Origin of the sequence: Pseudomonas sp. LAM2023, assembly GCF_016620375.1 — a bacterium.
GTDB classification, from domain to species: Bacteria; Pseudomonadota; Gammaproteobacteria; order Pseudomonadales; family Pseudomonadaceae; genus Aquipseudomonas; species Aquipseudomonas anuradhapurensis.
Window position 1 is genome coordinate 401,692 of sequence record NZ_JAENHV010000009.1, and the last position, 19,462, is coordinate 421,153.

Here is a 19,462-nt window from a genome sequence, read left to right on the forward strand (position 1 = left end):
GCCGTATTCCTTGTGCGCGTGTTATTGGCTGGGTTTCTGCCCGGGCATCGGCTCAGGGCCTGGCGCAGGTTGTGAAGCAGGCTTGTCGTCGGGTTGCTGCATCTGCAGGGACGGTTTGCTTTGGTCGGCATCTTTCGCCGGGTGGTCTTTGTCGCGGTCGAAACAGCCGCCGACCAGGGTGAAGGCGCCCATCAGGGCTATCAGGGGGAGCAATCGCATGGGGCACTCCTTTTTGCGCAAAATCGCAGTGCCAGGCTAACCCGGCACTGCGTAGCCTCACTTACGAACGGCCGCCTTTGCGGCTCGATTCACTGCTGCGGCCGCCACCGGAATGCTGGCCGCCCTTGCGTCCAGCTTCGGAGGCTTTCTCGCGGTCATTGGCAAAGTTGCCTGGGTTCTTGTTACCACCCTGGCTGCCTTGTTGATTGCCGGTACGGCTGTTCTCTTTGTTGGCCATGGTCTTAAACCTCGTATGACTTCGGAATGCACGGCATTACCTGCCGTACACCTGTTCGGAGTTCGGTCATATCGAGGGATTCGGTTTATTGCGAAGCGTTCGGACCAGCGGCATTAAATAAGCGGCAACGCCATATTTGGCGCGCCACAGAGTCGCACGGAGGGGCCTGCTGAATGGGCAGCGCAGCGGCAGCCTTGCGCCACCGCAGAGCCCCTGGCGAATGTGCCAAGGGCGGGATGTTCAGCTGTCAGGCCGACAGCAACAGGCGCAGGTCGACACCGGTGTCGGTCATCGGTGGGCACCAGTAATAGCCACCAGTGAGCGGCCGGCTGAAGCGGTACAGGCCGTCAATGATGCCGTCCTCCAGGCCGCTCATGCGTCGCAGCTGCACCTCGAAGGCGTCGAAGCTGCGGCCCAGCGCGACGAAGGCCAGGCCCGCGCCACGGGTGTCTGCCCAGGACACCGAGCGACGTACCATGAACGCCTCCGGCGCGAAGCTCTCCTGGGCGGTTCGCTTGACGTGTGCAGACTCCGGCGCGTCATCCAGTTCTTCGTTGTCGCTCAGGCGGCGGCCGATGATGTCGTCCTGTGCGTGCTGGGGCAGCGACTTGAAGTACTGCAAGTCGTGCTTCCACAGCTGGAATGCCGCAAAGCACGACCCGTCGAGGCCAGGCTGCGCAGCCTTGAGGATGGCCGCCTCGACGGCGGCCTCATCACGTGGGTTTTCGGTACCGTCTTCATAACCGGTGAGGTCACGCCCGCCCTGGTGGAGAAAACCGTCCACCTGGTCCACCAGGCTGAATGCCGGGCTCAACAGCTGTTCCAGGGCCTGGGCCCGCAGGTACAGGTCGCCACGCTCTTCCCCGCGCAGCCACAGCCACAGGGCATGCTGGGTGCTGGGGTTTTCCACCACGGCGTCCAGTTGCGGGAAAGGCTTCAGGCCATCGACCTGGCTGCCCAGGGCTTTTGCCAACGGTGCACCGACGCCCAGCGTCAGGCGCACGCCGTCGACATGGCCCGCCAGCGCATCCAGGGCTGCCGGCAGCGCTTCCAGTGCTTCGATGGCAAAGAACAGGTGGCGGGCGTGAACCGGCACCGGTGTGGCAAGCAGACCTTGCTGAAACGGCATGACAGGCTAATCCTCGGTAAAACCGGGAATGCTACTGCGCCGGCAGGCGTGCTGCAACGCGACATGTGGCCCCGCCGGCTGCTGACATCTAGCATCTGGCAACAAATGGTTACCAAAGCTGGCGCTTTGCGCTTAGCGCTCGATCAGCCGCGGCCTACACTTCTGGCGATCGTTCGCCCAGGGGGCCCGCCATGACTGCTTCACCCTTGCTCACTGCCGTTCTGCCGCTGGCCCTGGGCATCATCATGCTCGGCCTCGGCTTGTCGCTGACCCTGGCCGATTTCGCCCGCGTGGTGAAATATCCCAAGCCGGTGCTGGTCGGCCTGGCCTGCCAGATCCTGCTGCTGCCACTGGTGTGCTTCCTGATTGCCAACGGCTTTGCCCTGGCGCCAGCGCTGGCGGTGGGGCTGATGCTACTGGCCGCCTCGCCAGGTGGCACCACCGCCAACCTGTTCAGCCACCTGGCGCACGGCGACGTGGCATTGAACATCACCCTGACTGCGGTCAACTCGCTGATCGCGATCCTGACCATGCCATTACTGGTGAACCTGTCGCTGAGCTGGTTCATGGCCTCGGACCAGGCTATCCCGCTGCAGTTCGCCAAGGTCATGCAGGTGTTTGCCATCGTGCTGCTGCCCGTGGCGCTGGGCATGCTGGTTCGTCATTTCGCGCCCGCGTTTGCCGCACGCATGGAAAAGCCGATGAAGCTGGTAGCGGCGCTGTTCCTGGCCTTCACCATCGTGTTGGCCCTGGCCAAGGACTGGCAGACAGTGCTCGAGTACGCGCCGCTGGTGGGCCTGGCCGCACTGCTGTTCAACCTGCTGAGCCTGGCCACGGGCTACTGGGTGCCGCGCCTGATGGCGATTCCCAAACGCCAGGCGATTGCCATCGGCATGGAGATCGGCATCCACAACGGCACCTTGGCGATTGCCCTGGCGTTGAGCCCTTCACTGCTGAACAACGCGACCATGGCCGTACCGGCGGCGCTGTATAGCCTGATCATGTTCTTCACGGCGGCGGGGTTCGGCTGGTGGGTCAGCCGCGGGCATGTGGCGCTACAGGCCAAGGGTGAGGCAGTGAATTGAAGGCATTGCCGCAGGCAAGGCCAGTCGCGATTGTCACGGCTGGCTGCGCCTGCTGCGCAACTGCTGTTTCAAAACCCGCAACGGCGGTGCATAGAAGAACCCGAACGATACACTCCCGGTGCGTCCCTTCACCGCATGGTGCAAGCGGTGCGCGCGGTGCAGGCGCTTGAGGTAGCGGTTGACCGGGCGTGGCTTACGTGGCCAGTGCCGATGAAACAACCCGTCATGGGCCACGACATACAGTACCCCGTAGCCCGCCACGCCAGCGCCAACCCACTGCAATGGCGCATAACTGCCCTTGCCCAGGGCAACCAGCGCCGTGGCGATCAACCCCAGGGCCAGCAGGTACAGGTCGTTGGTTTCCAGCATGCCCAGTTGTGGCTCATGGTGCGAGCGGTGCAGCCACCAACCCCAGCCATGCATGATGTACTTGTGGGCCAACGTGCCAACACCCTCCATGGCCACCAGGGTGCCGAACAGCACGGCAAGATTGAACAGCATGGAACAGTCCGGTGGATGGCGAATGAAGGCGCAAGGGTACCGATTGCCTGGCATTTTTTCCATGCAGGCGTGACCGGTTGCTGGTGCTGGCTGATGAAGCCATTGTCACGTTTCAGCCCTTGACCGGCTGCGCGCTTCGGATTAAGACGTAGCGCTTTGCAAGGAGTGAGTCCATGCCCATCCGCCCTACCCTCGAGCGCGATATCCAATGGCTGCCGGCGGTAGAACGCTCGGCTGCCCAGGCTTTCGCTGACTGGCCGGCACTGGCGTGGCTGGCGCAGGCCGATGTGCTGGACGTTGATGCGCACCGCGCATTCGTCGCCGCAGGCGCCAGCTGGGTTGCCGACGACCTGCAAGGGCATGTGCTCGGTTTCGCCTGTGCCCGGTTCGAGCGGCAGGCGCTGCACCTGTGCGAGATTTCGGTGGAACGCCAGGCCCAGGGGCAAGGCGTCGGCCGCGCCTTGCTGCGGCAGGTGGTGGATGCCGCGCGCCAGGCGGGTGCCCGCGAGCTGACCTTGACCACGTTTGCCGATGTGCCGTGGAATGCGCCGTTCTACGCACGTTTCGGCTTCGAAAGAATTGACGAGGAACGGCTGGATACACGCCTGCGTGGCATCCTTGCCGATGAGCTTGCCCATGGCCTCGTCGGGCGCTGCGCGATGCGCCTGGGTCTAGGGCGATGAGCCCGGGCGCGCAACGCGCCCCTGCCGCTCGCCAGCAGGCTCAGGAATCCGCACTTGCCCAGCTGTCCTGCGCCACGCAGTACCTGTCCCGGCCTTGACGTTTGGCCTCATACAAAGCCGCATCCGCTGCCGCCATCAGCCGCTCGGCGGTCACCTCCTCCCGCGCCGGATCCCCCGTGGCGATGCCGGCACTGCACGATAACCGCCCCAACGGGCTGCCTGCATGCTCCAGCATCTGCCGGCGCAACAGCTGCTGTACCTCGTCCACTAGCAGTTCCGCCCCGCGGGCATCGGTGTCGGGCAGCAGCAGGGTGAACTCCTCGCCACCGTAGCGCACTGCCAGGTCGGCCGGCCGTTTCAGCGCCTGTTGCAGCACTTCGCCAAAGCGCCGCAGGCACTGGTCGCCCGCCGGGTGGCCATAGCGGTCGTTGTAGGCCTTGAAGTAGTCCAGGTCGAGCATCACCAGGGTCAGCGAATAGCCCTGGCGCCGCGCCCGACGCAGTTCCGCTTCGAACACCGCATCCAGCCGCCGGCGGTTGCCCAGCCCGGTCAGGCTATCGGTCAAGGCCAGCGACTTGAGCGTCTGGTGCGCCTGGTGCAGCGCCCGCTCGATGAAAATACGCTCGCGCAACTGGCGCAGTACCACACCACCAAATGCCGCCAGCCCTAACAGCAAAAGCAGCAGCACGGCCATTGATTTGATCGCATCGTGCCGCCAGGGTGCGACGATCGACTCGCGCGACAAGCCGGCCTCCACCACCAACGGATAGCTCGCCAGCGCGCGATAGGCATACAGCCGTGGCGTGCCGTCTACCACCGCAACCGCTTCTACCAGCCCCTCTGCGGCGTAGGGCAGATGGTTGCGGAATATCTCGCTCTTGGCCAGGCTGCTCCCCACTACCCTCTCGACGAAAGGCCGCCGAACCAGGATGGTGCCGTCGCGCAGGGCCAGTACCAGCGCGCCGCGTTCGTCGATCTTGAAGTCGCCGTAGTAATGCACGAACCAGTCCACCTTGATGGTGCCCAGCAATACCCCGGCGAAGCTGCCGTCGGCATGTTCCAGACGCCGGGAAATGGGAATGATCAAGTCAGCCGTGGAGCGGCTGCGCACCACCGAGCCGATGTGTACGCCACGGTCGCTGTGGGTGCGGTGGTAGATGAAGTAGTCACGGTCGGCATTGTTGGCCTTGGGCGGTATTGCTGCCTGGTCGGTAACGATCCAGTTGCCCTCGGCGTCATACACGAACAATCCATGCAGCTGCGGCATGATGTTCTTTTGCTGTACCAGCAAGGCATGCAAGCGCGGCCGGTCGATATGCCCGAAGCCATCGCCTTCCAGGCGCTCGGCCAGGGCTGCGGTGATGGCATCCACCTGGCGGATGGCATCTTCAGCATGTTGCGCCGTGGCCCTGGCCAGGTTGGTGACCATGTTCTCGGCATTGGTAAAGGCATAGCGGTAGTCGCGCCAGATGCGCCAGCCTTCGACCACGACGAAAGCCAGCATCACCATCAGCATGAACGCCAGAACCAGACGGAACAGCGCCACGGCACGGCCCTCACCGGTTATGGCGAAAAGCCCCTCTTCGTCCTTATTCCTGGCTGCGTACATTGAAATCCCTGGCCACCCCGCGCTTGCCGCTGTTCACTATAGTTGACCAGCATGTGGACACCGCCGACGAGGAAAAAGATTAAACCTTTGCCCTGCTTTCACCCTCAACCGTACGCGACACTGAGGTCGCGTCACGGTTTAAGGAGTGAAGCATGAGCAATCTCTTCATCAAGCGCGTCGGTTTTTCCATGGTGCTGGGCCTGGCATCGGTACATGCCCTGGCGGCGAGTTCCGATGACTTTGTCGAGGCGGCCACCGAGTCCGGCATTGCCGAAGTGGTTACCGGTAAGCTGGCCCAGGAGAAAAGCCAGAACACCGAGATCAAGACATTCGCCCAGCAAATGGTCACTGACCACACCCAGGCCAACCAGAAACTCGGTGACATCGCTCGCAAGCTGGACATTTCCGTACCCGATGAAGCGGCGATCACTGACAAGGTCAAGAAAATGATCCTGGAATGGCGCGAGGAGTCCTTCGACAAGGCCTACATCAACAACCAGGTGGATGCTCACGAAAAGGCGGTGGAACTGTTCAAGAAAGAGGCCGCCTCGTCTGACAAGGCCGAACTGAAGGCCTTCGCCAGCGAAACCCTGCCCAAGCTCGAACAGCATCTGGAGCACGCCAAGGCACTTCAGGCCAAGCACGGCAAGTGAGGCCCGCCATGAGTAACGATGCATTGAAGGCCGAGGTTCTGACCCGCCTGCTGCACGCCCACCCTCAAGGGCTCGGCAAGGAGGTGCTGGACAACTACCGCGGCGAGAAAGCGGTGGCCGGTATGCTCAAGACCTTGCAGGAGGCCGGTTTGATCCAGGACGGCAGTGTGGCGGTCGGCAGCGACCACCAGATCAGTGTCAACTACCCGATCAAGCTGTCGGCGGCGGGTGTGGAGGCTGCCAGGCAAGCCGACACTTGAGTGTTGCTTGCCTGGCCCGCCCTGTCGCCGGTAAGCCAGTGCCCCATCGGCCGCGCCTGGTATCAGAGGCGGCCGATGGGGTGGCTGGTTTGCCGGCGATGGCTGCTAGCCAGAGCCTATGGTTTTTTCTCAACGTCTCTGGGGGGCTTGGCCGGCCCTTGCGGGTCGACTTGCGGGTCTTCTGCATCCGGTGAATCCGGGTCGAAACCCAGGTCGACCTTCTTATCGGCCTGCTCGGACGAGTGAGGCCCCTCTTTGCGTTCGGGTGGCGATTCGGGCATGGCACTATCTCCAGGGAATGTATAGGGAAGAAAGCACCCACCCGAAAAAGTTTGATCAATCTGCAGCCTGGGGCAGTTGCGCCTTGCACTGTGCCAGTGCTTCATCACGTTCCTTCAACTGCTCATCAAGGCGCTGCAGTTGCCGCGCCATTTCGGCGCACTGGTCGCGGCGCTGCTCCAGGCTCTGCGCCTGAGCCTCCAGCTGCCGACGCATCTCCTCGCTGGCACCCTGCGCCTGGGCCAGGATCGTGCGCAGGCCCTGGATCTGCGCATCACGCTGCTCCAGTAGTTGTTCCTGCGCCCTGCAGGCACCGGAGGCCTGGCGGTGTTCCCCGAGCAACCGCTCGTTATCGCGGTGCAGGCGGGTCAGTTCGTCCTGCTTGACGACCATGCCCTGCTGCAACTGGCGCACTTCCACCTGCAACTGCTGCAGTTGCGCTTCGTGGCGGCGTTGTTCCTGTTCGCGCTGTTCGCGGCTGGCATTGCGGTAGTGCTCCAGCGCGTCGCGGGCATGGCGGTGCTTGTCCTCCAGCGACTTCACTTGCTCGTCCTTGTCCGCCAGGCGCACCTGCAGCTCGCCGAGCGCCTGGTTGAGGCTGGCACTGCGCAGCTGTTCGGCTTGCAGGGTGCTTTGGGTGGAGCGCAGCTTTTCCGCTTCGGCGGCCAAGGCGGCCGCGTCGATCTGATGCTGTTGATGCGCGGCCGCCAAAGCCTGCCGAGCGATTGCCAGCTGCGCTTCGAGCTGCTCGCGCTGTTCGATGAAGCGGCTTTCGGCCTGCTCGATCTTCAGGTCAGCCTCGTCCTGCAACTGGGTTGCCAGCTGCCCGACCATTCGGCTGAGCACGTCGCTCAGTGCCATGCCGCCCTCGGCGGCGACGGGCTGCTGGCCGTTCAGCTCCTTCAGGTAGCGGTGGATCGTGGTCTTGGAGCCGGTATTGCCCAGCTCGATACGAATGGCATCGATGCTGGGGTTTTCGCCCCGGGCAATCAGTGCCTGCCGCGCTTGCTGCACTACCACCTTGTTGATACCGCCCCGGGCCATGCCTGCTCCTACGATTTTGTACTGTGTTATGTACCATGTAATTACATACCAATTATGCCGATATGCAAGCGTGCCTGGAAAGCGTTGCTAAGAAAGAATAATCACGGCTTATCGCATGTGATAGGAAAAAACTGCCTGTCCTGCGCTCAGGCAAGCGTACGAAGCCGGCCGGCAAGGCGCCTTGTGTCGGTTACGCTTTGCCGCCACCATGGTGCCTGGCCTCCGATCATCGACAGAAAATGACCCTGGAAAACTACAAGGCAATCGCCGACAGCATCGCGCTGCTGCTGTACCCGCACGCTGAAGTCATCGTTCACGAACTGCGCAGCCAGACCGTCGTTCACATCGCCAACAATTTCTCCCAGCGCAAACTGGGCGATGAATCGGCGATCGACCATGAGCTGGAGGACCTGTTGAACGGGGTCAACCTGGGCCCCTACGAAAAGCTCAACTGGAACGGCCAGAAGATCCGCTCGATCAGTACCGTGCTGCGCAACCAGGCCGGTGAAGCCGAGCACCTGATGTGCATCAACCTGAATGTTTCGGTACTGGAGCAGGCACGCGCAGCGCTGGATGCCTTCTTCCAGATGAGCCGGCTGGTGCCGCAGCCCGACTCGCTGTTCCGCAACGACTGGCAGGAACGCATCAACACCTTCCTGCATGCCTGGCTTCGACAACGCAACCTGTCCCTGCAAACGTTGCAGGCAAAAGACAAGCGCAGCCTGGTGCAGGCGTTGCATGCCGAGGGCGCGTTCGAAGGGCGTAGCGCTGCCGACTACATCGCCAAAGTGCTCAATATGGGCCGCGCCACGGTGTACAAGTACCTGAAGGAACTGCGCGCCTAGGCGCAGGCAGCGCCTTGCTTTTCGTTCCATGACGCTGGCGAGCCAGGCAGTGGCGCGGGTGGGCGGGCTCACCCTCTTGTCATTAATGGACAATATGTCTATGGTGGACTAACTTTCTACGATTGTTCAGGAGTGCAATCATGTCCACCGCCACAGGTTCGCCCACCGTCGATGCCACTTACCTCGACACGCTGTACCAGGCGATCAAGGATGCCCATGTGGCGCTACGCCCGGCCGTCAGCATCACACCGCTGACTTGCAGTGCCCGGCTGTCGGCAATCAGCGGCTGCCAGGTGCTGCTCAAGTGCGAGCACCTGCAGCACACCGGCTCGTTCAAGTTTCGTGGGGCCAGCAACAAGATCCGCCTGTTGCCGGAGGACCAGCGTACCCACGGGGTGATTGCCGCTTCTTCCGGCAACCACGGCCAGGCGCTGGCACTGGCAGGTAAAGCAGCTGGGGTGCCGGTCACCGTGTACACCAGCAATGGCGCTTCTGCCTACAAAGTACAGGCCATGCGCGCACTTGGCGCAGAGGTGATCGGCTTGCCCACCGACCCGTTGGGCGCCGAACTGGAGGCTGCCAGGCAGGCCCAGGCCCAGGGCAAGCCATTCGTCTCACCCTACAACGACCCGCAGGTCATTGCCGGGCAAGGCACCATCGGCTTCGAGCTGTTCGAGCAGGCACCCGACCTGGACGCGGTGTTCGTTGCCGTTGGTGGTGGCGGGATGATCTCCGGCATTGCTGCAGCCCTGCGGGTACTCAAGCCGGGTACCGATATCATCGGCTGCTGGCCAGAAAACGACCCGGCGCTGGAGCAGTCGCTCAAGGCCGGCGAGATCATCGAGGTGAATGCCACCGACACGCTGTCCGACGGTACCGCTGGCGGCGTCGAGCCTGGCAGCATTACCTTCCCGCTGTGCCAGGCGTTGCTGACCGACACCGTGCTGGTCAGCGAAGCCGAAATCAAAGTTGCCATGCGCGAGATCGCCAGCAGTGAACGCTGGATCATCGAAGGGGCCGCGGCGGTCGCCGTCGCCGGCATGCAGAAGCTGGCCGAGCGTTACCGCGGCAAGCGCGTCGCGGTCATCCTGTGTGGCCGCAACATCGTGCTGGACGCATTCCTCAGGGCGGTCCAGTGAGGTGCTTCAGCAAGGCCCGGATCATTGCCAGCCTCGACCCCGAGCTCGCTCTGCACTGCCTGGAACAAGGCTTCATCGCCTTCTCCGCAGGCAAGGTACAGGTACCACCGATCCAGGGCTTCAGTTTCCCAGGGGCGAACGGCGACTGCTGCGTGAAGTCGGCCTATATAGAAGACAGCGCCACGTTCACTGTCAAAATCTCCACCGGCTTCTATGACAATCCGGGCACAGGCCTGCCGAGCAACGATGGCTTGATGCTGGTGCTGTCTGCGCACACCGGGCAGCCGTTGGCGCTGCTGCATGACGAGGGTTGGCTGACCGGCATGCGCACTGCCCTGGCCGGGCGTATTGCCGCACGGTTGCTGGCACCGCCGCGGGTCAGTGCGATCGGCATACTGGGCACGGGCATGCAGGCGCGGATGCAGCTTGAACAGCTGGGCGCCATCACCGAGTGCCGTCAGGTCGTGGTCTGGGGGCGGCAGGACAGCGGGCTGGCTGCCTACCGTGCGTTTGCCCGCGCACTGGGTTATCAGGTGCGCACCACGCAGGACGCCGCCGAGGTTGCGGCGGCGGCCAACCTGATTGTCTGCACCACCCCTTCGCGCCAGCCGCTGTTGTTCAGCGAGTGGGTCCGGCCCGGCACGCACATTACCGCTGTGGGTGCCGACGGGCCAGGCAAGCAGGAGCTGGACCCGGCGCTGGTGGCCAGGGCAGAACGCATCGTCGTCGACTCGGTCGCCCAGTGCAGCCAGTACGGCGAAGTTGCCCACGCCTTGCGCAGCGGCCAGATCGACACGACGCAACTGATCGAGCTGGGTACCTTGCTCGCCAGCGGCGCCCCTGGGCGGCAGCACGCTGACCAGATTACCCTGGCGGACCTGACCGGTGTGGCGGTGCAGGACGCCCAGATCTCGAGCTGCGCGCTGGCGGCGATGACCGCCTGAGGCCACGCCGTTTCAGGTAAAGCGCTGAACTTGCGCTGGTGTGCGCTGCATCAGCACCTTGCCGTGCCGCACCGACACCAGCGCATGCCCCTGGCTGCGTACCATTTCGTAATCATCCGCTGCCGACAGCAGTAGCAGGTTCGCCGGTCGCCCTGCCTCGATACCGTAGCCCTCCCCCAGGTTCAAGGTTCGGGCGCTATTGTCGGTGATCAGGTCCAGGCAGCGCTGCAGGTCTTCATAACCGAGCATGTGGCAGATGTGCAGGCCGGCCTCGAGAATGCGCAGGATGTTGCCGTTGCCCAACGGGTACCAAGGGTCGACGATGGAGTCCTGGCCAAAGCACACGTTCATCCCGGCGCGATCGATCTCGGCCACGCGGGTGACGCCACGGCGTTTCGGGTAGTTGTCGAAACGCCCTTGCAGGTGAATGCTCTCGGTCGGGCAGGAGACGAAATTGATACCGGACAGCTTCAGCAGGCGAAACAGCTTGTAGCAGTAGGCATTGTCGTAGGAACCCATGGCCACCGTGTGGCTGGCGGTAACCCGCGGCCCCATGCCGCGCACCCGGGCCTCTTCGGCCAGCACTTCAAGGAAGCGCGACTGCGGATCGTCGGTTTCGTCGCAGTGCACGTCCACCAGGCAGCCGGTACGTTCGGCCAGGTCCATCAGGAACTTCACCGACGACACGCCCTGGTCGCGGGTGTTCTCGAAATGCGGAATACCACCAACCACATCGGCGCCGATGGCCACCGCTTCGCTCATCAGCGCCCGGCCGTTGGCATACGACTCGATGCCCTCCTGGGGGAACGCAACGATCTGCAGGTCGACCAGGTGACGCACTTCGTCACGCACCTCGACCATGGCCTTGAGCGCGGTAAGGGTCGGGTCGGTAACATCGACGTGGGTGCGGACATGCTGGATGCCATGCTCCACCAGCATGTCGATGGTCTTCTTCGCACGGGTCTTGATGTCGTCGTGGGTGGTGATCTGCTTGCGCTCGGCCCAGCGCTCGATGCCTTCGAACAGGGTACCGCTCATGTTCCACTGCGGCTCGCCGGCGGTCAGCGTGGCATCGAGGTGAATGTGCGGTTCGACGAAAGGTGCTATCACCAGGTTTTGCCGCGCATCCAGGTCGCCCACATTGCCGGGCGTCACCACCTTGGCCTGGGCGACGATGGCGGCAATGCGCTCGCCGTCCAGTTCGATGCGGAACAATCCGGGCTTGCCGCGCAGGCGTGCGTTGATAACGTTCATCTTGTTACTCCTTGCCGTGGTCTTCGCTCATGCGCCATATCAACAGGGCGACGGAAGCATTCATGCGAAAAAGCGGGTCGTCGAGAGACTGCCCGCTAAGTTGTTCGATGCGCAGGATGCGCTGGTTGACGGTGTTGCGGTGCAGCCCCAGGCGCTGTGCGGCCTTGAAACCGTTGCCATTTTCCATGAGCAGGGCGTCCAGGGTGTGCACCAGCGCATGGGCACGTTTGCGCCCGGGGCTGATCAGCGGGCCGAGGGTGCGGCTGACGAAATCGTCGATCAGCGAGCGGTCGAAAATGCCTTGTAGCAGGCGTAGAACACCCAGTTCGCTGAAGTTGCAGTAGCCGTTGGCCGGACGCAAGTGCCGCGCTACATCCAGCGCCTGGCGCGCCTCGTTGAGGGCCTGGCGGTAGTGCGCGCAATCGTCGGCCAGGGCCGACAGGCCCATGTACAGCTGCAGTTCGCCGGTCGCCGCCTGCAACTGCCGGTAGAGAGTAGCCAGTACCTCGGGCAGGTCGCGGCTGTCGGCCAGCAGCACCACGAACAGGTCGCCGGGCAACTGCGCGGTGACACTGCCCGGATGTTGCCGGCACCAGGCTTCGAGCTGGTCTTCCAGGGCCTGGCGGATAGCCTGCCAGGCACGTTCACCCAGTACCAGGCCGTGGCGCTCGAACACCTCATCCACACCTGACAGGCGCAAGGCCAGCAGGCGCCGCGGCTCATCCAGGGCCAATCGCAGGTGCGCTGCCCGTTGCCGGGCAATCGCCAGGCTCGGGTAGTCGCCGGTGAGCAGCTGGCCCAGTATGTCATTGCGCGAGCGGCGCGCCTGGCTGGTCTGCACCAGCGCCGTGCCGATCAGGTGGGTCACCACCACCATCTTCAGCGCATACGGTTGCTCGATCAGCGGCAGGCCCAACTGTTCGGCACGGGCGATGACCGCTGGCGGGATGACCTGGATGAAACTGTCGCCGGTGAGAATGACCATGCCGGCAATACCCACAGCATCGCCATCCTCTATCAGGCTCAGCAGGTTGGCCTCGCCGCGTGGGTGGTTTATACCGGTGACGAACACCAGTTCGCCGCCCATCACCCATTCGGCGATGCCTTCGTTTTCTGCCACGTACGGCCAACGCACCCGGCGGTGCAGGCTGCGCGCCCCGGCCCGCACGCTCAGTTGGTGCAGGCCGGGCAACTGCAGGATCTCCTCCAGCGCCAGGCTCACGGCTCGACGCCTGCCTGGCCTGGCGCGCGGCGCCGAGCAGCCAGTTCGACGAAGGCGATGTAGCACAGTGCCGAAGCGCCGATGCCTACCAGCGGGGCGATCCACGGCGAGGCGCAGGCCAGCACCGCGCCCACGGCATAGGCAGACAGCCCGGTCAGGTTGTAGCGTGGCAGGCGTGCCGTGCCGAGGGCCGGGAACCTGCCGCGGTGGCGGTACCAGAAATCGGCCATGATCACCCCACCCAGTGGCGGAATGATCGAGCCCAGCAGCACCAGGAACGGGATCAGCAATTCGTACATGCCGCCGATCGCCAGCACAATCCCGACGCCGGCGGCCACCAGCGTTGCGGTACGCCGGCGCTCGCTGCGCAGCAGGTGGCAGGCAGCCGCCGACACGTTGTAGATGGTCGGCCCCTGGATCGTCCACAGGTTCAGGCAGAGCATGACCACCGCCGCGAACGACAGCCCTTGCAGCACCATTACCTCGACGATATCGGCCTGCTGGTAGACCATCGCGCACCAGGCCCCGGCCACTACCATCAGGCCGTTGCCGAGCAGGAATGCGACCACGCTGGCAATGACCGCCACCCGGCCGCTACGGGCCAGCCGGGTCCAATTGGTCGCCTGGGTGGCACCACTGGCGAAGGTACCGAAGACCATGGTTACCGCTGCTGAAAAGGTCATGGCCTCATGCGGCACCACCGCGGCCAGGCCGGCAAGCCCCCCGGCATCGCGGGTAGCGATGTACATCGATACCACCAGCAGGCCGAACATCAGCGGCACCGATACCCGCGACAGTACATCCAGGCCCTTGAAGCCAATGATGGCCGTGAGGCTGAAGCCCAGGCCAAACAGCACCATCAACGGCATGCCTAAGCCTTCCGCCAGCCCCAGCAGCCTGACCAGCACGATGGCCACCGTGGCCGTGCCCCAGGCGTACCAGCCCAGTTCGGCGAAACCCAGCAGGAAATCGGAGAGCCGGCTACCCGCTTCACCGAAACAGAAGCGCCCCATCAACACGGTGTTCAGCCCGCTGCGCGCGGCGATGAACGCGAGTGCTGCGGCATACAGGGCCAGCAGGCTGTTGCCGATGGCCGCCACCCATAGCATGTCGACAAAATTGAAGGCCATGCCCAGCTTGCCGCCGGCGAACATCGTGCCGGTAAAGAAGGTGAAGCTGAACAGGACCATCGCGATCGGCAGCAAGCCCTTGCGGGCGGACTGCGGGGCTTCGCTGAGCGGGAATTCGCTGGATGAGCTCATTGCACGGGGCTCCAGGTTGTAGTCGGGAGCAGGGAGAGCAAGATACAGGCCGCTTTTCACCCAGTGGGAGAAGCCGCTCGGAACGGGCGCATGGCACTACCGCCTATGTGCATGCTGAACAGTTAAGTGCAAAAAATACGAAGTGAAAGTGTGCCCGATGACTTTATTTGAGGCGCAGGCGCACCAAAGCAGGTCGGTGTTGGGTAGTTGGTTCCCAGGCAGACGGGGCTTGGAGGAGCAGCCTGTCGCCAGGTCGTTTGTGGCCTTCGCACCAGGGAAATCCTTAAAGGCAATTAGCCATCAGTCATGAGGATGTCATCTTACTGTCGTATTTTTCGACCATTACCCAGGGTCGGGAACTACCAGCAGTGATTCGCCGTTCGCTTTCATCCGCCAGCCTTCTCCGCCTGCTGATCCTGATGCTGTGTGCAGCGACCCTGGCGTTCCTCTGGGGGCTGCACGTGTCGCAAAGGGCTACTGCAAGGCAGGATGCGCTGGCGGCCAAGGCTGCCGAACACCAGAACCTGGCCAGCCTGGTCGGCGAAAGCCTGCGTCAGCTGGTCGACCGCGCACAGGCGCTGGGCCGGGTTACCCAGGATGACCTGGAGGCCCTGCGCCAGGGCAATGTCAGCCTGCCGAAGCTGCTTGCCGAAGACCCGCTGCTCAAGCGCATGAGCCTGTACGACCGGCGGGGCCGGCTACTGTCGGCCAGCCATGCCGAGGTGGCTGCCGAGTTGCCCGAAGCCTGGCTGCAGGAGCTGCAACGGCACGTGTCGCGCTATGGTTTCAGGCCCTTCCTGGCCAGCCTGCAACCCCCCACCCAGCCGGCTACCCTGCCCGACCGGCAGCTAGCCTTTCTGCTGCCGCTGACCGATCCGCCCGGCCACGACCTTGCCAGCATCCTGGTGGTGCAGCTGGATATCGGCCACCTGGCGGTGCTGCTGCAGCACATCGACCTGGGCAGCAGCGGGCTGGTGCGGTTGCTGCAGGAAGATGGCCTGGAACGCTTGCGCATTGACGCCCGCGGCATGGCCGTGGCCACTGCTGCGCTGCAGCCTGTGCTGCCCGGCAACGCCAATGAAGCGGGCAAGCTGACGCAGTACGCGGCCGGCGTCCCCTACCAGAGCCTGTACCGGCGCCTACCCGAGCGCGGCTTCAGCGTGGTGGTCAGCCAGCGGCAGGACGAGGTCCTGGCACCTGCTGCACTGGCCAACACCCGGCAATTCTGGCTGACCCTGGGCATGACCCTGATGATCCTCGCCAGCCTGCTGTGGACCTTGCGCCTGTTGCGCAAACGCCAGGAGGCGTTCAGTGCGCTGGAGCAGGCTCAGCAGGTCAACCAGCAACTGATCGAGTGCCTTGAGGAGGAACACCGGCGCAGCAGCCACGCCGCTGCCACCGACCACCTCAGCGGCCTGCACAACCGCCGCCAGTTCGTCGAAGTGGCCGGCCAGGCACTGACCCGCCAGCGCGGCAAACGGCGCCTGATGGCAATTCTGTTCATCGACATGGACCGCTTCAAATCGATCAACGATTCGCTGGGGCACAAGGTCGGCGACCTGCTGTTGCAGGCCGTGGCCGGGCGTATCCAGCGCCTGCTGGCGCCCGGCGACGAGGCTTCGCGCTTTGGTGGCGACGAGTTCGTGGTGTTGCTGGCAGGTGAGCGCAGCGAGGAACAGATCAATGCCTGGGTCCGCCAACTGGTGCAGAAACTTTCGGCCACCTACGCCCTGGACGGCCAGGAGGTCAACACCAGCCCCAGCGTAGGCGTGAGCATCTGCCCGCGCGATGGCCAGGACATCGACAGCCTGATCCGCAGCGCCGATGCCGCGATGTATTCAGCCAAGCAGGCCGGGCGTGCCCAATACCGTTTCTTCGACCCGTCGCTGAACCTGGCCGATATCCAGGCCTTCACCCTCGAACAGGCCTTCGGCGGCGCCCTGGCCGAACGCCAGTTCGTGCTCCACTACCAGCCGCAGATCCGTCTCGACACCCAGCAGGTGCTGGGCTATGAAGCCTTGGTACGCTGGGACCACCCCGAATTCGGTCTCCTCTACCCGGACCGCTTCATCGGCCTTGCCGAGCGCAGCGGCTTCATCGTCGAGCTGGGCTGGGAGGTGCTGCGCCTGGCCTGCGAGGCGTTGGCAGCGTGGGCCAGCCAGGGCCGTGAGACGCGGCTGGCGGTGAACGTATCTGCCCTGCAACTGCGTCAGCCGGGTTTCGCGGCGCAGTTGTTGGCCAAACTGCAACAGCACGGCATCGAGCCACAGCGGCTGGAGCTGGAAATCACTGAAACCACCATTCTTGATCCTGAAGGCACGTCAGTGGCGCAGCTACACAGCTTGCGCGGTGCCGGCCTGGGTATCAGCCTGGACGACTTCGGCCGTGGTTACGCTGGCTTTGCCCACCTGCACACGTTGCCGCTGAGCAAGCTGAAGATCGACCGCTCGCTGGTCGCAGCATTGTCCAACAGCCATGACGACAGCCCGATCGTGTCCTCCACCATCATTTTGGCCAAACGCCTGGGCCTGGAAGTGGTAGCCGAGGGCGTGGAAACCCGCGAACAGGTGGTATGCCTGAAACTCGCCGGCTGCGATATCGCCCAGGGCTACCACTTCAGTCGGCCACTGTCGCCGGCGCAGCTGCGCGACTACGCGCCCTTCAACGGCCTCCAGGCCAAGGCTTGCGTCTGACCCGGGTGCCCACAGCGCAGGACAGCCAAACCCTTTTCGGTTTATTGTGTGCTCATTGCCCATCGACACCGCACCATGACCGACATCGAGCGCTACCTGCGTGCCGCCACGCGTGACAACACCCGGCGCAGCTACCAGGCCGCCATCGCGCATTTCGAAACCCACTGGGGTGGCTTTCTCCCGGCCACGGCCGAGAGCATTGCCCGCTACCTGGCCGAGCATGCCGACCTGCATGCCGTCAGCACCTTGCGCCAGCGCCTGGCTGCGCTCAGCCAATGGCACGTTGCGCAAGGTTTCCCCGACCCGACCAAGGCACCGTTGGTGCGCCAGGTGCTGCGCGGTATCCGCACCTTGCACCCGACACCGCCGAAGCAGGCCGCGCCGTTGTTGCTGCAGCACCTGCAAAGCGCCGTAGCATGTTTCGAAGAAGAAGCCCGCCAGGCCCGGCAACGGCATGACCTGGCCGCCCTGCGCCGCGCCCGTCGCGATGCGGCCTTGCTGTTGCTGGGCTTCTGGCGCGGTTTTCGTGGCGATGAGCTGGCGCGGCTGCGTATCGAGCACATCCATGCCGAGGCCGGTGTCGGCATTACCCTGTTCCTCCCGCGCAGCAAGGGCGACCGCGAAGCGCTGGGGGTGCAGCACCGCACGCCGGCGCTGAAGGCGCTGTGCCCGGTCACGGCCTACCTGCAATGGCTGGAGGTGGCCGGCATCGCCCACGGGCCGGTGTTCCGCAAGCTGGACCGCTGGGGCAACCTGGGTGACGCCGCGCTCAACAGCAACAGCCTGGTCGGCCTGCTGCGGCGCATGCTGGCGCGCGCCGAGGTGCCGGCGGCGCTGTATACCGGCCACTCGCTGCGCCGTGGTTTCGCCACCTGGGCCACGGCCAACGGCTGGGAACTGAAATCGCTGATGAGCTACGTGGGCTGGAAGGACGCCAAATCCGCATTGCGCTACATCGACTCGGCGCAGCGCTTTGGCGAACTGGCCGTGCTACCGGCCAGCCAGGCGCAAGCGTTGATTCCCTGACGCCTCGCTGGCGGCTGGCCGTGCTGCCGAGCGTACGGGGCAGCGCTTTTCCTGCGCGAACGGGCAGCCGCAGCAGCGATCAGCTTCGCCTTGCGCTGTGCCACAAACGGCCAATGTCACAGGCCCGCGCGCGCAGCAGGCTGGCAGCATCGGCACAGGCCTGTTCCAGGCTCATCGGCCCGCTGGCCAAGGCAAAGGCCGCATCGACCCCATGGGCATACAGCTGCTGGTAGCCTTCACCCAGGGTCCCGGCCAGCACCACCACCGGCACGCCATGGCGCTTGGCCAGGCGCGCCACGCCCATGGGGGTCTTGCCGCGCAAGGTCTGCGCATCGAAACGCCCTTCGCCGGTTATCACCAGGTCGGCGCCCTGCACCAAGGCCTCCAGGCCGGCCAGTTCGGCCACCACTTCCACCCCGGGGCGGAACTGCGCGGCCATGAAGGCCCGGGCCGCGAATCCCATGCCGCCGGCAGCGCCACAACCAGGGTAGTCGCGCACATCCTTGCCCAGCAGCTGCGCGCAATGGTTGGCAAAATGCCCCAGGGCCTGGTCCAGCGCCTGTACCTGCTGCGCATTGGCACCCTTCTGCGGACCAAAGATCACCGACGCACCATTGCTACCACACAGCGGGTTGTCGACATCCGCGGCGACCTCGAACGCTACTTCGGCCAGGCGCGGGTCGAGGTCGCTGGCGTCGATGCGGGCCAGCCTGGCCAGGGCCAGGCCGCCCTCCTCCAGCGCTTGCCCGTCAGCGTCCAGCAGGCGCAGGCCGAGTGCCCGCAGCATGCCGCTGCCGGCATCGTTGGTGGCGCTACCACCGATTGCCAACACCACCCGCTGCGCGCCGGCGGCCAAGGCGGCAGCGATCAGCTCACCGGTCCCCCAGCTGCTGCTGCGACAGGCATCGCGCTGGCCGCTGGGCACCAGTTGCAGGCCACTGGCCTGGGCCATTTCGATGATTGCTGTGCGGCTCTGTGGCAACCAGCCCCAACCGGCTTCGACGCTTTGCCCCAGGGGACCACGCACGGTCTGCCGGCGCAGTTCGCCGTGGCTGGCGGCAAGAATCGCCTGCATGGTGCCCTCGCCGCCGTCAGCCATCGGGCATTCACGCAGTTCGGCGTCCGGCCAGGCCTCGCCCAGGCCCGCGGCGATGGCACGGGCGACAGCGGCAGCGTCGAGGCTGTCCTTGAACGAGTCGGGGGCGATGACGATCTTCATGGGGCTTCTCCTGTCCTGATCAGCGGCATGCTGACAGGTGGCTGCCACGCTGGCCTCGGTCGCTTGCACAAAATGCTCTGCGGGTTGTTTGGGCAAATGCCTTCGTGCGCCGGCGCAGGCCTTTTCTGGCGGCGCGATCGGGCCGCACGGCCCCGGCT

Annotated in this window: 19 protein-coding genes and 1 pseudogene; 9 read left to right on the forward strand and 11 right to left on the reverse strand. The window is 64.4% G+C overall.

What is annotated here, in order from left to right; genetic code table 11:
• Nucleotides 1-21: 21 nt before the first annotated feature.
• The 3 genes and pseudogenes from JKP78_RS01860 to JKP78_RS01870 form a co-directional block, all read right to left on the reverse strand.
• Nucleotides 22-219, reverse strand: coding sequence for a hypothetical protein (locus tag JKP78_RS01860; protein ID WP_186685945.1), 198 nt, complete (start codon nucleotides 217-219; stop codon nucleotides 22-24).
• Between the two features lie 61 nt (nucleotides 220-280).
• Nucleotides 281-400, reverse strand: a pseudogene (locus tag JKP78_RS01865) (KGG domain-containing protein); the annotation flags it as partial.
• Nucleotides 401-704: 304 nt separating this feature from the next.
• Complete coding sequence (locus JKP78_RS01870; RefSeq protein WP_200625946.1) at nucleotides 705-1,586, reverse strand: Dyp-type peroxidase; 882 nt, start codon at nucleotides 1,584-1,586, stop codon at nucleotides 705-707.
• A 191-nt stretch (nucleotides 1,587-1,777) separates the two neighbouring features.
• On the opposite strand from JKP78_RS01870, the gene JKP78_RS01875 reads away from it, so the two are divergent.
• Nucleotides 1,778-2,671, forward strand: a complete 894-nt coding sequence (locus tag JKP78_RS01875; RefSeq protein ID WP_200625947.1) for a bile acid:sodium symporter family protein — start codon at nucleotides 1,778-1,780, stop codon at nucleotides 2,669-2,671.
• Between the two features lie 33 nt (nucleotides 2,672-2,704).
• On the opposite strand, the gene JKP78_RS01880 is transcribed toward JKP78_RS01875, so the two are convergent.
• Nucleotides 2,705-3,172: a sterol desaturase family protein gene (locus JKP78_RS01880; protein WP_170029924.1), complete on the reverse strand. Its 468-nt coding sequence runs from the start codon at nucleotides 3,170-3,172 to the stop codon at nucleotides 2,705-2,707.
• A 173-nt stretch (nucleotides 3,173-3,345) separates the two neighbouring features.
• On the opposite strand from JKP78_RS01880, the gene JKP78_RS01885 reads away from it, so the two are divergent.
• Complete coding sequence (locus JKP78_RS01885) at nucleotides 3,346-3,855, forward strand: GNAT family N-acetyltransferase (protein WP_170029925.1); 510 nt, start codon at nucleotides 3,346-3,348, stop codon at nucleotides 3,853-3,855.
• Between the two features lie 40 nt (nucleotides 3,856-3,895).
• Here the strand turns inward: JKP78_RS01885 and JKP78_RS01890 are convergent, their stop codons facing one another.
• A complete protein-coding gene (locus JKP78_RS01890) occupies nucleotides 3,896-5,464 on the reverse strand; it encodes a sensor domain-containing diguanylate cyclase (protein ID WP_200625948.1) in 1,569 nt (522 codons plus the stop codon).
• A 152-nt stretch (nucleotides 5,465-5,616) separates the two neighbouring features.
• Here JKP78_RS01890 and JKP78_RS01895 point away from each other — a divergent pair, with 152 nt between their 5' ends.
• Nucleotides 5,617-6,117: a DUF4142 domain-containing protein gene (locus JKP78_RS01895; RefSeq protein WP_170029928.1), complete on the forward strand. Its 501-nt coding sequence runs from the start codon at nucleotides 5,617-5,619 to the stop codon at nucleotides 6,115-6,117.
• 8 nt (nucleotides 6,118-6,125) lie between these two features.
• The gene (locus JKP78_RS01900; RefSeq protein WP_170029929.1) at nucleotides 6,126-6,377 is read left to right on the forward strand and encodes a hypothetical protein; all 252 of its coding nucleotides are present in this window, start codon (nucleotides 6,126-6,128) and stop codon (nucleotides 6,375-6,377) included.
• Between the two features lie 116 nt (nucleotides 6,378-6,493).
• Here JKP78_RS01900 and JKP78_RS24980 read toward each other — a convergent pair whose 3' ends face one another.
• The gene (locus JKP78_RS24980) at nucleotides 6,494-6,658 is read right to left on the reverse strand and encodes a DUF6021 family protein (RefSeq protein ID WP_225931950.1); all 165 of its coding nucleotides are present in this window, start codon (nucleotides 6,656-6,658) and stop codon (nucleotides 6,494-6,496) included.
• 55 nt (nucleotides 6,659-6,713) lie between these two features.
• The gene (locus JKP78_RS01905) at nucleotides 6,714-7,700 is read right to left on the reverse strand and encodes a DNA-binding protein (protein ID WP_170029933.1); all 987 of its coding nucleotides are present in this window, start codon (nucleotides 7,698-7,700) and stop codon (nucleotides 6,714-6,716) included.
• Nucleotides 7,701-7,939: 239 nt separating this feature from the next.
• On the opposite strand from JKP78_RS01905, the gene JKP78_RS01910 reads away from it, so the two are divergent.
• The 3 genes from JKP78_RS01910 to JKP78_RS01920 all read left to right on the forward strand — a co-directional run bounded on the left by JKP78_RS01910 (nucleotide 7,940) and on the right by JKP78_RS01920 (nucleotide 10,628).
• Complete coding sequence (locus JKP78_RS01910; RefSeq protein ID WP_186685954.1) at nucleotides 7,940-8,545, forward strand: helix-turn-helix transcriptional regulator; 606 nt, start codon at nucleotides 7,940-7,942, stop codon at nucleotides 8,543-8,545.
• 140 nt (nucleotides 8,546-8,685) lie between these two features.
• Entirely contained in the window at nucleotides 8,686-9,684 is a 999-nt protein-coding gene (locus tag JKP78_RS01915) for a threonine/serine dehydratase (protein WP_200625949.1), read from the forward strand.
• A complete protein-coding gene (locus JKP78_RS01920; RefSeq protein ID WP_200625950.1) occupies nucleotides 9,681-10,628 on the forward strand; it encodes an ornithine cyclodeaminase family protein in 948 nt (315 codons plus the stop codon). The genes JKP78_RS01915 and JKP78_RS01920 overlap by 4 nt, the downstream gene beginning before the upstream one ends.
• A gap of 12 nt (nucleotides 10,629-10,640) precedes the next feature.
• Here JKP78_RS01920 and codA read toward each other — a convergent pair whose 3' ends face one another.
• Genes codA through codB form a run of 3 tightly spaced genes read right to left on the reverse strand, consistent with a single transcriptional unit; the run spans nucleotide 10,641 to nucleotide 14,366 of the window.
• Nucleotides 10,641-11,882: a cytosine deaminase gene (codA, locus tag JKP78_RS01925; protein ID WP_200625951.1), complete on the reverse strand. Its 1,242-nt coding sequence runs from the start codon at nucleotides 11,880-11,882 to the stop codon at nucleotides 10,641-10,643.
• A 4-nt stretch (nucleotides 11,883-11,886) separates the two neighbouring features.
• Nucleotides 11,887-13,104: a PucR family transcriptional regulator gene (locus JKP78_RS01930; RefSeq protein ID WP_186685962.1), complete on the reverse strand. Its 1,218-nt coding sequence runs from the start codon at nucleotides 13,102-13,104 to the stop codon at nucleotides 11,887-11,889.
• Entirely contained in the window at nucleotides 13,101-14,366 is a 1,266-nt protein-coding gene (gene codB, locus JKP78_RS01935) for a cytosine permease (RefSeq protein ID WP_186685964.1), read from the reverse strand. Before codB ends, JKP78_RS01930 begins: the two co-directional genes overlap by 4 nt.
• 368 nt (nucleotides 14,367-14,734) lie before the next feature.
• On the opposite strand from codB, the gene JKP78_RS01940 reads away from it, so the two are divergent.
• Both JKP78_RS01940 and JKP78_RS01945 read left to right on the forward strand, forming a co-directional pair.
• Nucleotides 14,735-17,059: a putative bifunctional diguanylate cyclase/phosphodiesterase gene (locus JKP78_RS01940; protein WP_200625952.1), complete on the forward strand. Its 2,325-nt coding sequence runs from the start codon at nucleotides 14,735-14,737 to the stop codon at nucleotides 17,057-17,059.
• 75 nt (nucleotides 17,060-17,134) lie between these two features.
• Complete coding sequence (locus tag JKP78_RS01945) at nucleotides 17,135-18,085, forward strand: tyrosine-type recombinase/integrase (protein ID WP_186685968.1); 951 nt, start codon at nucleotides 17,135-17,137, stop codon at nucleotides 18,083-18,085.
• Nucleotides 18,086-18,164: 79 nt separating this feature from the next.
• Here the strand turns inward: JKP78_RS01945 and JKP78_RS01950 are convergent, their stop codons facing one another.
• Nucleotides 18,165-19,304: a glycerate kinase gene (locus JKP78_RS01950; RefSeq protein WP_186685970.1), complete on the reverse strand. Its 1,140-nt coding sequence runs from the start codon at nucleotides 19,302-19,304 to the stop codon at nucleotides 18,165-18,167.
• Between the last annotated feature and the right edge of the window lie 158 nt (nucleotides 19,305-19,462).